The 15,296-nt window shown below is 37.5% G+C and carries 15 protein-coding genes; 4 read left to right on the top strand and 11 right to left on the bottom strand.

The features are described 5' to 3' along the window. Positions 1-390 precede the first annotated feature (390 nt). The 3 genes from R3333_RS06155 to R3333_RS06145 all read right to left on the bottom strand — a co-directional run bounded on the left by R3333_RS06155 (position 391) and on the right by R3333_RS06145 (position 2,274). Positions 391-777: a hypothetical protein gene (locus R3333_RS06155; protein WP_318957912.1), complete on the bottom strand. Its 387-nt coding sequence runs from the start codon at positions 775-777 to the stop codon at positions 391-393. A gap of 124 nt (positions 778-901) precedes the next feature. Continuing rightward, positions 902-1,633: a pseudouridine synthase gene (locus tag R3333_RS06150; protein WP_318957911.1), complete on the bottom strand. Its 732-nt coding sequence runs from the start codon at positions 1,631-1,633 to the stop codon at positions 902-904. Next, a complete protein-coding gene (locus tag R3333_RS06145; RefSeq protein ID WP_318957910.1) occupies positions 1,630-2,274 on the bottom strand; it encodes a hypothetical protein in 645 nt (214 codons plus the stop codon). The genes R3333_RS06150 and R3333_RS06145 overlap by 4 nt, the downstream gene beginning before the upstream one ends. Before the next feature lie 283 nt (positions 2,275-2,557). On the opposite strand from R3333_RS06145, the gene recJ reads away from it, so the two are divergent. Next, positions 2,558-4,309: a single-stranded-DNA-specific exonuclease RecJ gene (recJ, locus tag R3333_RS06140; protein WP_318957909.1), complete on the top strand. Its 1,752-nt coding sequence runs from the start codon at positions 2,558-2,560 to the stop codon at positions 4,307-4,309. A gap of 280 nt (positions 4,310-4,589) precedes the next feature. On the opposite strand, the gene R3333_RS06135 is transcribed toward recJ, so the two are convergent. The 3 genes from R3333_RS06135 to R3333_RS06125 all read right to left on the bottom strand — a co-directional run bounded on the left by R3333_RS06135 (position 4,590) and on the right by R3333_RS06125 (position 7,351). Beyond that, positions 4,590-5,117, bottom strand: a complete 528-nt coding sequence (locus R3333_RS06135) for an acyl-CoA thioesterase (protein ID WP_318957908.1) — start codon at positions 5,115-5,117, stop codon at positions 4,590-4,592. A gap of 87 nt (positions 5,118-5,204) precedes the next feature. Beyond that, entirely contained in the window at positions 5,205-6,743 is a 1,539-nt protein-coding gene (locus tag R3333_RS06130; RefSeq protein WP_318957907.1) for a bifunctional GNAT family N-acetyltransferase/carbon-nitrogen hydrolase family protein, read from the bottom strand. Between the two features lie 200 nt (positions 6,744-6,943). Continuing rightward, the gene (locus R3333_RS06125) at positions 6,944-7,351 is read right to left on the bottom strand and encodes a DUF2141 domain-containing protein (RefSeq protein WP_318957906.1); all 408 of its coding nucleotides are present in this window, start codon (positions 7,349-7,351) and stop codon (positions 6,944-6,946) included. Between the two features lie 135 nt (positions 7,352-7,486). On the opposite strand from R3333_RS06125, the gene R3333_RS06120 reads away from it, so the two are divergent. From R3333_RS06120 to R3333_RS06110, 3 genes are read left to right on the top strand one after another with little or no spacing between them, the layout of a single operon-like run. Then, positions 7,487-8,377 (top strand): pseudouridine synthase, encoded by an 891-nt coding sequence (locus R3333_RS06120; protein WP_318957905.1) that lies wholly within the window; start codon positions 7,487-7,489, stop codon positions 8,375-8,377. Between the two features lie 3 nt (positions 8,378-8,380). Beyond that, positions 8,381-9,061 (top strand): hypothetical protein, encoded by a 681-nt coding sequence (locus tag R3333_RS06115; protein WP_318957904.1) that lies wholly within the window; start codon positions 8,381-8,383, stop codon positions 9,059-9,061. A 12-nt stretch (positions 9,062-9,073) separates the two neighbouring features. Then, positions 9,074-9,949 carry a hypothetical protein gene (locus tag R3333_RS06110; protein ID WP_318957903.1) on the top strand — a complete coding sequence of 292 codons (876 nt, stop codon included), beginning with the start codon at positions 9,074-9,076 and terminating at the stop codon, positions 9,947-9,949. Positions 9,950-10,003: 54 nt separating this feature from the next. Here the strand turns inward: R3333_RS06110 and R3333_RS06105 are convergent, their stop codons facing one another. From R3333_RS06105 to hemW, 5 genes are read right to left on the bottom strand one after another with little or no spacing between them, the layout of a single operon-like run. Continuing rightward, positions 10,004-10,900 (bottom strand): LD-carboxypeptidase, encoded by an 897-nt coding sequence (locus R3333_RS06105; RefSeq protein ID WP_318957902.1) that lies wholly within the window; start codon positions 10,898-10,900, stop codon positions 10,004-10,006. Continuing rightward, a complete protein-coding gene (locus R3333_RS06100) occupies positions 10,897-12,069 on the bottom strand; it encodes a lysylphosphatidylglycerol synthase transmembrane domain-containing protein (protein ID WP_318957901.1) in 1,173 nt (390 codons plus the stop codon). The genes R3333_RS06105 and R3333_RS06100 overlap by 4 nt, the downstream gene beginning before the upstream one ends. After that, positions 12,062-13,621, bottom strand: a complete 1,560-nt coding sequence (locus R3333_RS06095) for an Ig-like domain-containing protein (protein ID WP_318957900.1) — start codon at positions 13,619-13,621, stop codon at positions 12,062-12,064. Before R3333_RS06095 ends, R3333_RS06100 begins: the two co-directional genes overlap by 8 nt. Next, positions 13,594-14,076: a GAF domain-containing protein gene (locus R3333_RS06090; protein WP_318957899.1), complete on the bottom strand. Its 483-nt coding sequence runs from the start codon at positions 14,074-14,076 to the stop codon at positions 13,594-13,596. Before R3333_RS06090 ends, R3333_RS06095 begins: the two co-directional genes overlap by 28 nt. A gap of 19 nt (positions 14,077-14,095) precedes the next feature. Further along, positions 14,096-15,223 carry a radical SAM family heme chaperone HemW gene (gene hemW / locus R3333_RS06085; RefSeq protein WP_318957898.1) on the bottom strand — a complete coding sequence of 376 codons (1,128 nt, stop codon included), beginning with the start codon at positions 15,221-15,223 and terminating at the stop codon, positions 14,096-14,098. Positions 15,224-15,296 lie beyond the last annotated feature (73 nt).

Below are 15,296 nucleotides of genomic sequence, written 5' to 3'. Positions count from 1 at the left end.
ATGTTTGGGTGTATGTGTTTGTTTTGTTCTGCAAATACATAGTGCAAAAGTGAACAAAAGCTTGGAAAAGGGATGTTAAAAAAGTTGAATTAACATTTGAATAACAACTCTGTATCTGTTACATAAAGAAAAAACTACTCTCCTATTTTTGAATCTTGAACTTTCAATTTTGAATTAAAAACTCAGCCAGCGGTTGCAGCGGCAGCTTTTTGCGGGGAGACTTAGTTTTGCTTTAGGTTTTGGAGCGACTAACAGAAGCTACAAAAACGTTTAGCAAGACTTAGTGTACCCGAAACAACTACAGCGGAAGACGCGTTAAGGCTGCCATAAAACAGTATTGCGTGTGAGTAAGGAGTATTTAGGAAAAGGGACGAGTAAAAGAGTTTGGTATTACAGTTTTATTCTGACTTTCAAATTGATGTTTCTTCTTCTTAAAACACAACTAGAACACGATTGCCAACACACGGGAATATAGAGTATATCCCCAGGTCTCATCATTTTTATGCGTTTGATTTCTGCAGCTGTAAAACAGTTTGTTTGTGGTGTACGAATAGATGATCGTAGCGTAATAGTATCCTTTAATGTAGTAATAATGTAGGCCTCAAACCCCAGAACTTTTGAGCAGGTGTCACGTGCGCCACCATAAAAAATGAGCAATTGATTGTTACCTACTATTTCATGAACCGTGGCAACACTGTCTCTAATATTACCCAAATAAACCTGACAGTTTGCAGTAAAAGAAGCGAGTAGAATTAGCATCAAAAACTTTCCTTTCATATCTGTAGAATTCACTTTTCAAGAAAAGAAACAAACTACTCCCCCATAAAACAGTATTGAGTGTGAGTAGAGAATAAGGAGATTACTATACTAATGCCTATTGCCTTCTTACTTTTGCCTCGGCTTAAATTTCCTCGTTAAAAGTCTTTTTAGAATCTGCGATCAAATCGTTCAGTACCTCAAATTCATTCTTGGTAAACGGACGAATTTGACCAGGTTTAAGGTTGCCCAATTTTACGTTCATTATACGCGTTCTTTTCAGGGCTTCTACCTCGTAACCTAGGTATTCACACATACGACGAATTTGGCGGTTTAAACCTTGCGTAAGAATGATTTTAAAGGTGAAGTTATCTATCTTCTCTACCTTACATTTCTTAGTCACCGTATCTAAAATAGGCAAACCACCTCCCATGCGTTTGATGAACTCGTCTGTAATGCGCTTGTTGACCTTTACAATGTATTCTTTCTCGTGGTTGTTACGGGCACGTAGAATCTTGTTAACTATATCTCCATCATTGGTTAAAAAGATAAGTCCTTCAGAAGGTTTATCTAAACGTCCAATAGGGAAAATACGCTCGGGGTAGTTGAGGTAAGAAATAATATTTCCTTTGATGCGCGTATCTGTTGTACAGGTAACGCCAATGGGCTTGTTAAAGATGAGGTAAATATTACCTACCTCTTTGGTAATGAGTTTTCCGTCTACAGCAATACTGTCGTTCGCTGTCACTTTCACACCGAGTCCGACCGCTTCTCCATTTACAGAAACACGACCTTCTTCAATAATTTTATCTGCCTCGCGGCGCGAACAAAATCCTGTTTCAGCGATGGCTTTATTTAGACGTTTTAATTCACTCATAATCGGATATACTCTTGAACTTCAGGAAAAATTACAGATAAGTCTATGGCATTCCATTCTTCTGAGGTAGGCCATAACCTTATTTCGTTCAACCCATCGTGCTGAGCTGTTGTTTTTAATTCAATGTGATCGAACACCTCTGTCTCTGTAGGGTAGTCAAAGTGAGCCATTAAGAGTTTTCCATTCTTGAACTCCAAACGTGCAGGCATCCAAATACCCTTCTCGTAGAAGTTAATGTAATAACAGTCTCCATCATCAATGAGTTTATTCGAAGTAGAATCTCCTATCAACTGAACTTCCTCACGTAAACCATAAAAGTATTGATCACCATCTAAAACACAGAAGATGCTATCATCCTTTTTCACTCCAAACAAATAATCTCCTCTTACCGAATATTTATCATTCGTTTGAATCGTTTCTTTGGAAATAGAAAGGTACATGGTTTTCTTCGAGAAGATACCTTTGTCATTAATAATAAGGGTGTAGTCGTCAAATTTGTATTCACCATAATACGAAGGAGAAACGTTTTCAACTTCAATACCATTGGGGGCCACAAATTTTGCAAAAGAATAGGAGTTGGTTTGTGCTCTGCCAAGTGTGCACATTGCAACCAACAATGTAGTTAATAAATAGCGCGTCATAAAAACATATTCTTAAGCTCGTAAAGTTAAAAATATAAGCCTTACCCCTCAAAAGTAATACTACACGAAGCATTGTGAAAAAGAATTTTTTAACGTAACTTACGTAGGAAAGCTGATCACAACCTAACCAGATTTCATCATATTTTCAAGTGTTTTCAGGGGATAACCGGACAATTCTATTGTTTTGTAGACCGCTAATTTTTCGTGAATATCTTTGGTTGGTGCTGTGGATAAAATCAGAATTATTGAACCAAAAGCACAGAAGCTTTTTAACTTTGGAGTTATGGAGAAGAGATGGATCTTAAAAGAGCAACCACAGACGCAAGAAATTGAAGCCTTAGTAAAAGATTTAACGGTATCAGAAACCGTTGCACATCTATTGTTACAGCGAGAAATCAACACTTATGAAGCTGCGCGTTTGTTCTTTAGACCCACCTTAGATGATTTACATTCTCCCTTCCTGATGCTTAATATGCAGAAAGCCGTTGATCGTTTGAACAAGGCTTTTGAAAAGGAAGAAAAAATTCTCATTTACGGTGACTATGATGTGGATGGAACCAGTGCTGTGGCTTTGGTTTATTCTTTCCTCTCCAAGCACTATTCACCACTAGAATTTTATATTCCGGATAGGTATGCAGAGGGTTATGGTTTGAGTAAAAAAGGTGTGGAATATGCCGCAGAAAATGGTTTTAAGTGTATCATCACACTGGATTGTGGAATCAAAGCCACAGAACTTTGTAGTTATGCCAAAGAGTTGGGTGTAGACATCATTATATGTGATCACCATACCCCAGGAGATGTTTTACCTGAAGCCATTGTTTTAGATCCCAAACAAAAAGAATGTGACTATCCTTACAAGGAGCTTTCTGGATGTGGTGTTGGGTTTAAACTCATGCACGCTTTATGTTTAGAAAATGATTGGGATACCCACACACTTTTCAACGAATTAGATTTAGTTGCTATTTCCATTGGAGCAGATATCGTAAGCATGACAGGTGAAAATAGAACACTTTGTATGAATGGTTTGCAGCAATTGAACACGCAACCCCGACAAGGTATTGTAAGTTTGCTGAAACTCGCTAACCGTCAACTGCCTTTAACCATTACGGATGTTGTTTTTACCATAGCACCGAGAATTAACGCAGCAGGTAGATTAGGTGATGCTAAGGAAGCTGTTCGTTTGTTAACCGCGAAAGACAATCAAGAAGCGGAGCGAATTGCACATGAAATTCAATTGGCCAATGAAGAAAGAAGAAATTTAGATGCCAATATCACCGATGAAGCGTTAATAGCTCTTACTCAAGAACCCGGATTTGAGCAAAAGAAATCTACTGTTGTATATCAGGAGGACTGGCACAAAGGGGTGATTGGAATTGTTGCCTCAAGACTGATTGAAAAATACTATAGACCTACTGTAGTACTTACGGATTCAGGAGATGTTGTTGCGGGCTCCGTGCGCAGTGTTAAAGGATTTAATGTGTACAATGCCCTTGAAGCTTGTGCTGAAGAGATGATACAATTTGGGGGACATAAATACGCCGCTGGATTGACCCTAGCCAAAGACAAGGTAGAAAACTTCAAAGCAAAATTTGAAGAGGTCGTTGCCAACAGCATCACAGCAGAACAAGAGGTTCCCGAAGAGATCATAGATTTAGAAGTGGATTTCGCAGATATTTTTACGCACGGTGAAGATCTACATAAAGTACCTCGTTTAAAGCGTATTCTAAAACAGTTTGAACCTCATGGTCCAGACAATATGAAACCTACATTTTTAAGTAGAAATGTAAAAGCGGAAAACGGATTTAGGCTTCTCAAAGATTTGCATATTAAGGCACAATTCTACCAAGAAGAAACAGGTGTTAGGATAGACGCTATCGGTTTTAATATGCCTGAGTTGTATGAGGTTTTAAAAGAAGGTAAAGCCATAGACTTAGTGTATACCTTAGAAATCAACACGTGGAGAGAAAAATCTACCCTACAATTGAACATTAAAGACGTTAAGGTTGTTCCTGAAAATATAATGGAAAGGATATAAAAAAAGTGTACCGCACAAACGATACACCAATTTTTTATAATTACAGTAGTAGCGATGGTTTTCCAGTATAACGAAAACATCTATTTTTAGAAACGATTCTTGATCTTTAAGCGTTGGAAAAATGTTAATTTATTATTTCTCTCTTTAGGGATTATCCTCATTAAACACTCAAAATAAAGCTGTTAACTCACCTTAAAAAATAAGAAATAAATAAAAAAAGGTTCTACCAAAGCCAATATACCTTGATAGAACCTTTATCGGAATCAGTATTTACTACTAATTAAACTTCTTCAGAATTCCCTAAGAATAGCGCTTTCAATTCTGTTGCATCGGCTGGGTTCATTTTACCCGCCAAGATTAAACTCAACTGCTTTCTTCTCAAAGCACCGTCGAATCTTTTAATCTCTTCTTCTGTTTCTGGTATTAACTCCGGAACCTGAATTGGTCCACCATTCTGGTCGACAGCAACGAAGGTATATATAGCCTCGTTACTCTTTTCCATTTTTCCAGAAACTTGGTTCTCCACGTATACATCCACAAAAATCTCCATTGAACTATTAAAAGCTCTTGAAACTTGTGCTTTTAAGGTAACGATAGAAGAATGAGGAATAGGTTTACCAAAAGAAACGTTATTTACAGAAGCTGTTACTACAACTCTTCTACAATGTCTTTGCGCCGATATACTGGCAATAACATCCATCCACGCTAGCAAAGATCCTCCAAACAAATTGTTGTGAGGGTTAGTGTCATTGGGTAATACTAGTTTTGTGCTGGTAGCTAATGTTTCTGATGCTTTTTTAGGACGCATAACTCTATTTATTTTTTGCAAAAGTAGTCAATTTACCGGAATAAGGATGAACACAAAATTCAACGATAGAACTAACAAATGTCAATATTACTTCTCTTGATTGGTCAAATTACCTTTTAGTTGAAAAATATCCAACCTTCTGTCTTGTAGATTCCTAACACTTCCATGCTGATTCAACTCACGCAATAAATCCATATCTACATCCGCAATCAATATCATTTCGGTATTGGGCGTAGCTTCTGCTTTCACCCCATTATTGGGAAAAGCAAAGTCACATGGCGTGAAAACCATAGATTGGGCATACTGGATATCCATGTTGTGTACCTTGGGTAGGTTTCCTACACTTCCGGCAATGGCAACATAACACTCATTTTCAATCGCTCTGGCTTGGGCACAATGTTTTACACGTGAGAATCCGTTCTGAGTATCTGTTAAAAAGGGCACAAAAAGTATGTCCATGCCGTCATCGGCAAGCAATCTACTCAATTCTGGAAATTCAGAATCATAACAGATCAATACTCCTATCTTTCCGCAATCCGTATCAAACGTTTGCAAAGTGTTACCACCTACTAATCCCCATACTTTCTCTTCGTCGGGTGTAACGTGTAATTTTTCATACCGCTCTACCCTACCGTCTCTATGACAAACAAATCCAACATTTAATAGGTTCTCATTTTCGACGTAAGGCATAGAACCCGTTATAATATTGATGTTATAAGATATTGCTAATTCCGACAATTTCTCTGTAATCACGTCCGTAAAATTCGCCAATTCCCGTATTGCATCCGGCTCCGAGAGGTGATTAAAATCTGCCATCAATGGAGCATTAAAGTATTCTGGGAACAAAGCAAAATCTGATCGATAACCCGATAAAGAATCGATAAAGAATTCCGCCTGTCGCATCAATTCTTCCATGTTATCATAAGGTCTCATCTGCCACTGTATAAGTCCTAAGCGAACCACTTTTTTTGTAATGGTTGGGGCTTTACTGGGCTTTGTATAATAGATATTATCCCACTCCAGTAATACGGCGTATTCGTTAGACAAATTATCACCCTCTAGGTAGTTTTTAAGCACGCGTTTGGGGTGAAAATCATTGGACATTTGAAAATTCAGTACGGGATCATCAATTTCCTTTAAACGGACTTTTTCTATATATTCCTTAGGTGTGAGTTCATCCGCATAGTTGTGGTAATTTGGGATTCGTCCACCAAAGGCCACACTTTTTAAATTGAGTTTTTCACACAGTTCCTTGCGATAATCATAGAGTCGACGCCCTAAACGCATCCCGCGAAACTCTGGTTTTATAAAAACTTCCACTCCGTACAGTACATCACCATCGGGGTTATGGGTATTGAACTTCGAATTCCCGGTGATTTCATCATAGGTATGTTGTGCATCCGTTTTCTCCTCATCTACAATGATAGAAAAAGCACAACCCGCAATTTGCTGATTTACTTTAATGACTACTTGACCTTCTGGAAATTTATTGAGCAGGTTTTTTATTTCTTGTTTACGCCAAAAAGAGTCTGGCATGGAAGAATAAGCCTCAATCATTGCCTCTTTTAGCTCTTGGTAATCGTCCAAGCTAAGGTAGTTGAGTTCTATATTTTCTATGTCTTGCATGGGAGGTGTTTTAGGTAGAAAGATAGGAAGAAAAGTATTTGGGTGCTCCGATAAACCTTACAATTTTTGAGTACCCGAAATTTTGTTCGTTTTCCTAGTATTCTTTCGTAAAACAGAGAGACACCTTCCTCTATTTCCCAAACTATTCTTGTGATTTAAGGTAGAGCCGAATTTCCTTCACATGATACTGAAAATCCATTTTACTGCAATGTCACCTCAACAGCTTTATTTGCGTCCATCACAATCTCTGCTTCTTCAAAACTAGGTGCAGAAAATGTTCCTCTGGCATCATTCGAAAAGCCATACACCTCTGTAGGTACACCAAACATATTTTTATCCAAAACCTTATTCGCATTTTCATCGTGATATAAGGCTAACGCTACTTTTTCCCCTTTTTCAAAGGATATGGTTAAACTTACCTCGCCCTTCTTTGCTTTTACAATCTTGCTTTTGTAGACTTTTGTTGGATGACTAAAATTATCAGCCTCGTTGTACACACCAACCATTACATTACCTTGTTCATTCGGAACGCCTTTTACTTTAACGGTTAACGTCACAACATTGGCCGACTGAAGAAAAAATAAGGGAATTAATAAAAGCAATTTCATAACTCTGTGTTTGGTTCAAAAATAAGGAGTTTTCCTAAAGATTTACGCAAGGAGAAGACCTTTGGATGACACTTCTTGGATTTAACACTTTTGCATTCTTTTAATACTTATCTTTGCCAAAAATTATACGTAAGGATGGGATATTCTAACAAAAAAGGTGGTTCGCAGAAATCTAAGCAGAACAACACCAAAAAAAGCAGTAGCTTTTCTAAAAACAAAAAATCAAAATCTTCTTTTAAGTCGCAGAAACCAACAGGGGGTAGACCTCCATTTGGAAACAAAGCACCAAAAAGTAAAGAGCCACTTCCTTCTTTTTCGAATGAAGTACGTTTAAATAAATTTTTATCTAACGCAGGAATCTGTTCTCGTCGTGAGGCCGATGTACTTATTGAAACTGGAGTTGTATCTATTAATGGTAAAATTGTTACTGAAATGGGATACAAAGTAAAACCAGGTGATAAAGTACAGTACGACGGTGAAACGATCAATGCAGAAACAAAGCGTTACGTTTTATTGAACAAACCCAAAGATTTTATCACTACGATGGATGATCCATGGGGAAGAAAAACGGTAATGGGCTTAGTTATGAAAGCTTGTAAAGAGCGCGTTTACCCGGTAGGACGTTTGGATAGAGATACAACAGGACTTTTACTATTTACCAATGATGGTGATTTGGCTAAAAAGTTAACACACCCTCGTCACAAAGCTTCTAAAATTTACCATGTTCATACAGACAAACCCGTGAGTATCGAACATATCAAGCAAATTGAGATGGGAATACATTTGGAAGATGGTGAAATAAAAGCCGATAACATTTCGTACGTTGATGGTAAAACTAGTCGTGATGTAGGGATTGAAATTCACTCCGGCAAAAACCGTATTGTTCGTAGAATCTTTGAACATTTAGGATATACTGTGGTGAAATTAGATCGCGTAAAATTCCATTCTTTAACCAAGAAAGATCTTCCAAGAGGAAAATACAGACATTTAACTGAACAGGAAGTCTCTTTCCTAAAAATGAGCTAATCCATGAATAAAATCAGTGCTTTTCTATTTTTAACTGTTCTACTTTTTGCTTGTAATACCGCACCAAAAAAGAAGATGAGCTTGGTAGATTATTTCTACCCCGTTAAGGACGGTAAAACAGCCTATGTTTATTTGGATACACTTCAACCTTTGGATGAGAAAATACATCTATTCTACAAAGGAAAGTTGAACAATGAAGAGGTGTTATTCATGGAGTCGTATAAAGCGAATCTACGTTTAACGGAAGGATATACTTTTAAATTAGACGATAGTATTTCGGTTGTTGAGCACATGGTAATTGATCGATGGAATCAGAAAAGAAAGAGTTACCTAAATGCAGAAGGGTTTTTACCCGGTTCTCAACAAGAAGCAAGTTATATGAACGTATCCTTTCCAAGTCATTTGGATAGTGTGAGCACTTTTTTTGAATCGAAAAAGACCTGTATACAGACTGATACCTCTTTTATCTTCGAAGGGAAAACATATCCTGCCGTTTTGGTGAGAGACAGCATTAAAATGAGCTTTTACAACTCCTTTAATGGAAATGGAAAGAGTAAAGTTTATGCCATGAACAACCTTTATGCAAAAGGGCTAGGTTTAGTTGCCTACGCATCTTCTGACAATGAATACTTGCATGTTTTAAGTAGAATTCTTTCCGAAGAAGAATGGAATGCCATTCAATAATGAACAGATAATATGAGATTTATTCTTCTAATTTTAATTGCATTGAGCTGTTTACAAGTACAAGATGCAAGCGCTCAACGACGCAAAAAAAAAGGAAAAAATTCGTATGCTCAAGGTACCTTCTACGTCAATTGGGGGTATAACAGAAGTGCTTACACGAAAAGTGACATCAATTTTGTAGGTAGTAACTACGACTTCACTTTAAAAAATGCAAAAGCATCTGATAACCCTTACCCTTTAGATTTGGGGGTATACCTCAACCTTAAAAAGATTACCATTCCTCAATTTAACATTAGGGCTGGTTACTATTTTTGGAATAATTGGGATTTGAGTTTAGGATATGAACACATGAAGTACATTCTCAACGATCAAAATGAAGTACTTCTCGATGGTGTAATAGAACCTGGTGTGGACAATATTTGGAGTGGAAATTACAATGATGTACCCGTAGTTACAGATAGAGAACATATTCATTATGAGAACTCTGACGGTTTAAATTACATCAATTTTCAATTAACGCGAACAGACCAATGGTATGCTACAAAAGATAAGAACTTTGCTTTCAATACTTTGATGGGAGTTGGAGCTGGTGGTCTCCTTAGTTTTAATGACTTTAACTTTGCCCAACAGTTTGATAGAAGAACGATTTCCTTAAGTGGTTACGGTATTAGCGGTCATATTGGGGTTCGATTAGATTTTTTCAAACACATGTACATTAAAAGCAGTGTTTTGGGTGGATTTAACCAGCAGCTAAAAGTAAAAAACAGACCCAATGACGCGCGTGCTTATACCCGTCATAAATATGGTTTTGTGATGTTTGAAACATCTGTTGGAGCCTTGTTTTATATACGACCAACTAACGGATGTAATACTTGTCCGCATTGGTAATTAAATAAACTAAAAGATATTGATAAAGCGTGATACTGATGTATTGCGCTTTTTTTATTCCGCTAAGCTTAAACTACACTCCCCATTTTTGACATTTAAACGATAATTAGCCCCCAATCGTAAGGCTCTGTTATCATTGATGTGGCCCGCCATAAAATCAAAGGCTATAGGTAGCTTTCTGAATCGGAAATGTTTTTTAACCATTTCCTCCAAAGTTTGACCAAAACCAGGTGTCGTATCACCTATACTTGTCATACCCCCTATCACTAAACCTTTTAGTTTACGCAACACACCTGCCTTCTGTAAAGCGAAAAACATTCTATCAATGGCATATAGATGTTCCCCCACCTCTTCTAGATAAAGAATAGCATTGTTGTAATTGGGTTGTGCGTCTGTACCTAATAGACTGTAAACAATACTGAGGTTACCTCCTAAGAGCACTCCTTCTTCGTCTCCCTCAACCGCTTCTGAGTTGTTCCACGAGTATACAGTTGGCTTTCCAGCTAACACATCCACCATACTTTGCAACGCTTCTGTGGTGTTCTCTGCATAATTTAAAGGCATAGTGCTGTGTACACTTTCTACTCCTAAATAATTCAGGTGCTGATGAAAGAAAGTTACATCACTAAACCCTAAAATCCATTTGGGTTCGTCTAACATGCCTGCCCAATTCAGTTGATCTAATATCTGAACACATCCATATCCCCCTCTGGCGCAAACTATGGCTTTTACCTCATCATCATTCAAGGCTGCCTGCATATCAGCATAGCGCTCTTCTTCGGTTCCCGAGAAATAATGATGTCGCCCTAAAACGTGTTGACCCAACTTAACGTTATACCCTTGCTTCTCCCAAAACGTTTTTGCAACCAGAATGTGTTTTTCTTCAATTGCTTTTGCCGGGGCAACTAAGGCAATGGTATCGCCTTTCTGTAAAAATGGAGGTGTATTCATTTCTGTTTTTGTTTGGTACTGCGCAACCAATTCGGTAGCACATATACTCCAATAAATAAATAGGGAAAATAAGAGATTAAACGCCAAATAATAGCCAATACAGCAAGCAATAGCATAGAAGCACCAAATCCTGTAAGTAACTCAGAAAATGCATACTCTGCAATACCACTACCTCCCGGAGTTATACTTACCATCATCACTAACCAAAGGATGAGTTGTTTCCCTAGTATTTGTACGTGATCTAATAAACTGATACTAATAAAGGCTTGTAAAATACAATTGATTACCGCATAACGACCCAACCAAGATAACATTGTGGCACCAAAAGCTTTAAGCCAATGACTGAATGACTCACCTTGCATTTCGCTTGCAGTAACCTTTAAATCATTTCCCATGGCTACAGCAGATTTCCGCCAACGCTTGAGAAAGGGAATTTTCATCATTAACTTCAATATACCCGTAATGATTTCTGGCCAAACAAATATACATAGGAAAAGTAATAAGCTTAACGCAGAAATGATGGCGTATCCTATCCAGAAAAAGGAGGTTAACAAATCCGCATTACCATCAAAGAAGATACTTAATGGAATGAAGATTAAAACAAGCGGTATGAGTAGAACAAAAACAAGATTGTCCATCAATGTTGTTACCACGATAATGGCGGTTGACTTCCCTAATTTTACTCCTTCCCTGTTCAAAATAAACATGGCTACTGCAGAACCTCCTACAACCCCTGGTGACAAGGCAGAGGCAAACTCCCACATCATGATTACGAAGAAACTTCTCCGCCAACTAAGAAACTTTTTAGTAAGTATTCTAATGCGCAGCATATACGCCACATCTCTAACAACCATGCATAGAAAAGCCATAATGAGCCAAAAAACAGCTTGTGCATCAAAATGGACATCGCGTAATAAATCATTGGGGGTAGAAAGTCTATAGGAGCCCTTCTCTTTTGGTACAAACTCCTCGGGTACGGACAAATCCACCTTCTGATTTTCATTGCTATCAACCCAAGCATGGGTGCCTTTTTGGTGGTCTTCTATAAACTGCTCTTTTGATAAACTACGGTAAAGCATAAAAACTACAATGGCAAGACCCAAAGCAATGGGAATAAAAACGCGTTTCCCATTGAACAATTGCTCTATATTGAAGTTCTTTCTATTCAAATTGCAATACCGTTTCTACTTCCCAATTCGCTCTTAGGTTTGACGATTCTTCGAACCAAACCGTGCGTTCTGGTGGAGTATTGGAATAAATATTTCCCGGGGTCCATCGACCATCATTGTTAAGGTCGTAAACAAATCTGAACTGATACTTACCCGCTTGTAAATTTTCAAAGTTTAACGCTTGGATTGTTTCATCTGTTCTTTGCTGCATGATTGTTATTCCCTCTTTTACCACTTCTAAGTAGCCCTTTGGAAAAACGCTGTCTGCCTTGACAATTAGGGTACCCACATCACTTGATTTTTGAGCTGTGATATAGCTTGTAAGACTATCCTCTAACTGAAAATTTGCAAAATTGATGGCTCCTGGTAAAAAACTTAAACGCAAAGAATCTGCTTTTTCCAACTCTTCCCAAGCCACACTCAATTTATTTGATCCATTGAAGCTTATGTTGGGAACTACTTGTCCACTATCCACTTGAACCAGAGAAAGATCTATATCTTTCACAACATCATTAAACACCCATTCAAAATCTTCTAAATACCTCAACTGATTATTTTTAAGATTGGATTTTGACGTTAATTTCACTTTTAAGTCTGGAAAGTATTTGCGTTTTAAAGTATCTCCATGTTCAGGGTCAACGAATATTGCATTTACTTCTTCAAGTTTGTCTAGCCCTTCAAAATATAAAGCAACACTATCATTTTCTTCATTCCAATCAATATACTTCAGTTTCGAATGATTTAACTTTAACTGTGACGTATCTACGGCTTGAGAAAAAGCAATAGACCAGATACCTGGACTTGAAATTTCCTCAGAAATTCTAAATTTTTTCCTTTGTTCATTCACCATGATAGCCGGAGTAGCCATTACTGAATCTTTTACCGAATAGGTATTGTTTAAACCTCCTGCAGGTTCACCATAGTCTAATGCACCATTTTTATTGAGATCATCGAAAGCATAGACAAAATAGTCCTGCTCCTTTAAATAATCAAAAGTAATCGTACCCTGACCATTTGTTAGTCCCATATATACCGGTCTACTCGCACTATCTCTGTGAATGTCTTCTGTAAATAGACCTACAACGTAATCCTTTACGGGTCTGTTATTGAAAGCATTTTGAACGATGAATTCAGCTTTTCCTTGATCTATTTCATTTCCCGTAGAAAAGACAAAGAACATCAAACTATCGTTTCCTTCAGTGATATCTTTAACCGCTCTGTTTAAACCTATTGTATAGGTTGTATTTTCGAGATAGTCTCCCTCCAAATCCATTACCAAACTCTTTCCCACAATTTTACTTGTAGCCTTTAAAGAATTCGGCGTAATAGTAATATTTGATGACGGATTTGAAATACTCACGTATTCGTCAAAAACAATCTCTATACGCTTGGGTTTCACATTCAAACTCGCTGGTTTCAAGCTGCTTTTTGCGTATACAGGAACAGGTGCTTTTACATCTTTTTCACCTCCGGTTAACTGTCCAGGTTGAGCACAAGAATGCACCAAAACAAGTATCAATAGTCCTAGAAGGTATGCACTAAAATTTCGCATATTTTCGCTAAATATTTTTCGTCGATAGCATCAAAACTATCTAAAGTATCACTGTCTACATCCAATACACCTATCAGCTTATCGCCTTGCCAAACGGGCAACACAATTTCTGATTTTGAAAAAGCGCTACAAGCGATATGTCCTGGAAAAGCTTCAACATCAGGTACAATTTGCACCTTTTCTGTTTCCCATGCCGTACCACAAACACCTTTTCCTTTTTTGATACGTGTACACGCTATTGGTCCTTGAAAAGGTCCTAAGACTAATTCATCTGGTGTATCCACCCAATAAAACCCTATCCAATACCAATTAAAAGTAGTTTTTAAAGCTGCACATAAATTAGCAGTATTCGCAATTTTATTCACTTCTCCAGACAACAAGCCCTTCAATTGTGGAAGTAAATTTTCATACTTTTCTACCTTACTCTCACCTGAAATTATTAAATCTTCTGCCATGTACCTCTATAACCGTTCATTAATCCGCTAAAATAAAAAGATCACTGGCTATTCCATCAGCTTTTAACCTCCCTTTTTGTGTAAGCAAGTAGACTTCTGGAGTTTCTATCATATAACCTTGATCTATAAAATTGGCAATGTTTGCTTTAAATTCGTCGTTGTTTCTTAATTCAACGTTCAATCTATTTTTATCCACACCCCATTTGGTGCGTAAACCAACTAGTAAAGCTTCATTGAACTGGTCGTAAACACTTAACCTTTCAAGTTCGTTGTAGTCAGTCTCATTTTCAACCGCCTTCATGTACACAGCGTTATTTGCGACGTTCCACGACCTTGATGTTCCATTAAAACTATGGGCACTTGGACCTACTCCCAAATACTTTTTCCCTTTCCAATAATTGCTGTTGTGAACGGCGTATTTTTCATCTCTGGCAAAGTTGGAAATCTCGTATTGTTCGTATCCTTTGGATTTTAGAAAATCTACTAAAAAGTCGAATTGCTCACTTTGTGCTTCATTGTTAGAGGGAACAATTTTACCTTGCTCTACGGCTTTATGCAAAGCTGTTTTCTCTTCAATAGTTAAACAATAAGCCGATAAATGTTCCGGTGAGTAGGCTAAAACCTGCTCTAAATTTTGCTTAAAATCTTCTGTGTTGAAGTTTGGCAAACCATAGATCACGTCTATGCTCAACTCAAAACCTAGTTCTGCTGCTAATTCTAAGGCTCTTTTTGCCTCTGTTACATTATGTGCTCTGTTCATCCAGTCCAGATCTTCTTGTCTAAATGACTGCACACCTATGCTTAAACGATTTACACCAGCCGCCTTCCACTGACTTAGCTTCTCCGGGGTTATATCGTCTGGGTTCGCTTCTAAGGTTATTTCTCTATTTTCATGAATTTGAAAATTGGCAGTAATTGTAGAAAGAATCTCCTGAATTTCCTCCGCTTCTAAAACACTTGGTGTTCCACCCCCAAAGTAAATACTTTGCAAGGCCTCCCCTTCCAAATAACTTTTTCGAGTTACAATTTCCTTACAAATAGCACTAACCATACGCGTTTTATACTTTTCAAAACTTGTACTGAAATGAAAATCGCAATAGGAACATGCTTGTTTACAAAATGGAATATGTATATAAATTCCTGCCATGTTGCGAAGTTAGAACATCACATTGAAATAACTCTCTACTTGTAACAATACTTCCTTTTTCTACACCTCTTTT

Origin of the sequence: Lishizhenia sp., from assembly GCF_033720595.1 — a bacterium.
GTDB lineage: Bacteria > Bacteroidota > Bacteroidia > Flavobacteriales_D > Crocinitomicaceae > Lishizhenia.
The sequence above is the reverse complement of the archived record's forward strand: the minus strand, read 5'-3'. Positions and strand labels throughout refer to the sequence as shown.

Excerpts from the sequence above, each read along its gene's own strand:
- R3333_RS06130 (WP_318957907.1), bottom strand. The coding sequence starts at position 6,743 with ATGCAAGACATAGAAAATATAGAACTCAACTACCTTAGCTTGGACGAT.
- R3333_RS06135 (WP_318957908.1), bottom strand. The coding sequence starts at position 5,117 with ATGCGTCCTAAAAAAGCATCAGAAACATTAGCTACCAGCACAAAACTA.
- R3333_RS06090 (WP_318957899.1), bottom strand. The coding sequence starts at position 14,076 with ATGGCAGAAGATTTAATAATTTCAGGTGAGAGTAAGGTAGAAAAGTAT.
- R3333_RS06120 (WP_318957905.1), top strand. The coding sequence starts at position 7,487 with ATGGGATATTCTAACAAAAAAGGTGGTTCGCAGAAATCTAAGCAGAAC.
- R3333_RS06145 (WP_318957910.1), bottom strand. The coding sequence starts at position 2,274 with ATGACGCGCTATTTATTAACTACATTGTTGGTTGCAATGTGCACACTT.
- R3333_RS06150 (WP_318957911.1), bottom strand. The coding sequence starts at position 1,633 with ATGAGTGAATTAAAACGTCTAAATAAAGCCATCGCTGAAACAGGATTT.
- R3333_RS06095 (WP_318957900.1), bottom strand. The coding sequence starts at position 13,621 with ATGCGAAATTTTAGTGCATACCTTCTAGGACTATTGATACTTGTTTTG.
- R3333_RS06125 (WP_318957906.1), bottom strand. The coding sequence starts at position 7,351 with ATGAAATTGCTTTTATTAATTCCCTTATTTTTTCTTCAGTCGGCCAAT.
- hemW (WP_318957898.1), bottom strand. The coding sequence starts at position 15,223 with ATGGCAGGAATTTATATACATATTCCATTTTGTAAACAAGCATGTTCC.
- R3333_RS06105 (WP_318957902.1), bottom strand. The coding sequence starts at position 10,900 with ATGAATACACCTCCATTTTTACAGAAAGGCGATACCATTGCCTTAGTT.
- R3333_RS06110 (WP_318957903.1), top strand. The coding sequence starts at position 9,074 with ATGAGATTTATTCTTCTAATTTTAATTGCATTGAGCTGTTTACAAGTA.
- recJ (WP_318957909.1), top strand. The coding sequence starts at position 2,558 with ATGGAGAAGAGATGGATCTTAAAAGAGCAACCACAGACGCAAGAAATT.
- R3333_RS06155 (WP_318957912.1), bottom strand. The coding sequence starts at position 777 with ATGAAAGGAAAGTTTTTGATGCTAATTCTACTCGCTTCTTTTACTGCA.
- R3333_RS06115 (WP_318957904.1), top strand. The coding sequence starts at position 8,381 with ATGAATAAAATCAGTGCTTTTCTATTTTTAACTGTTCTACTTTTTGCT.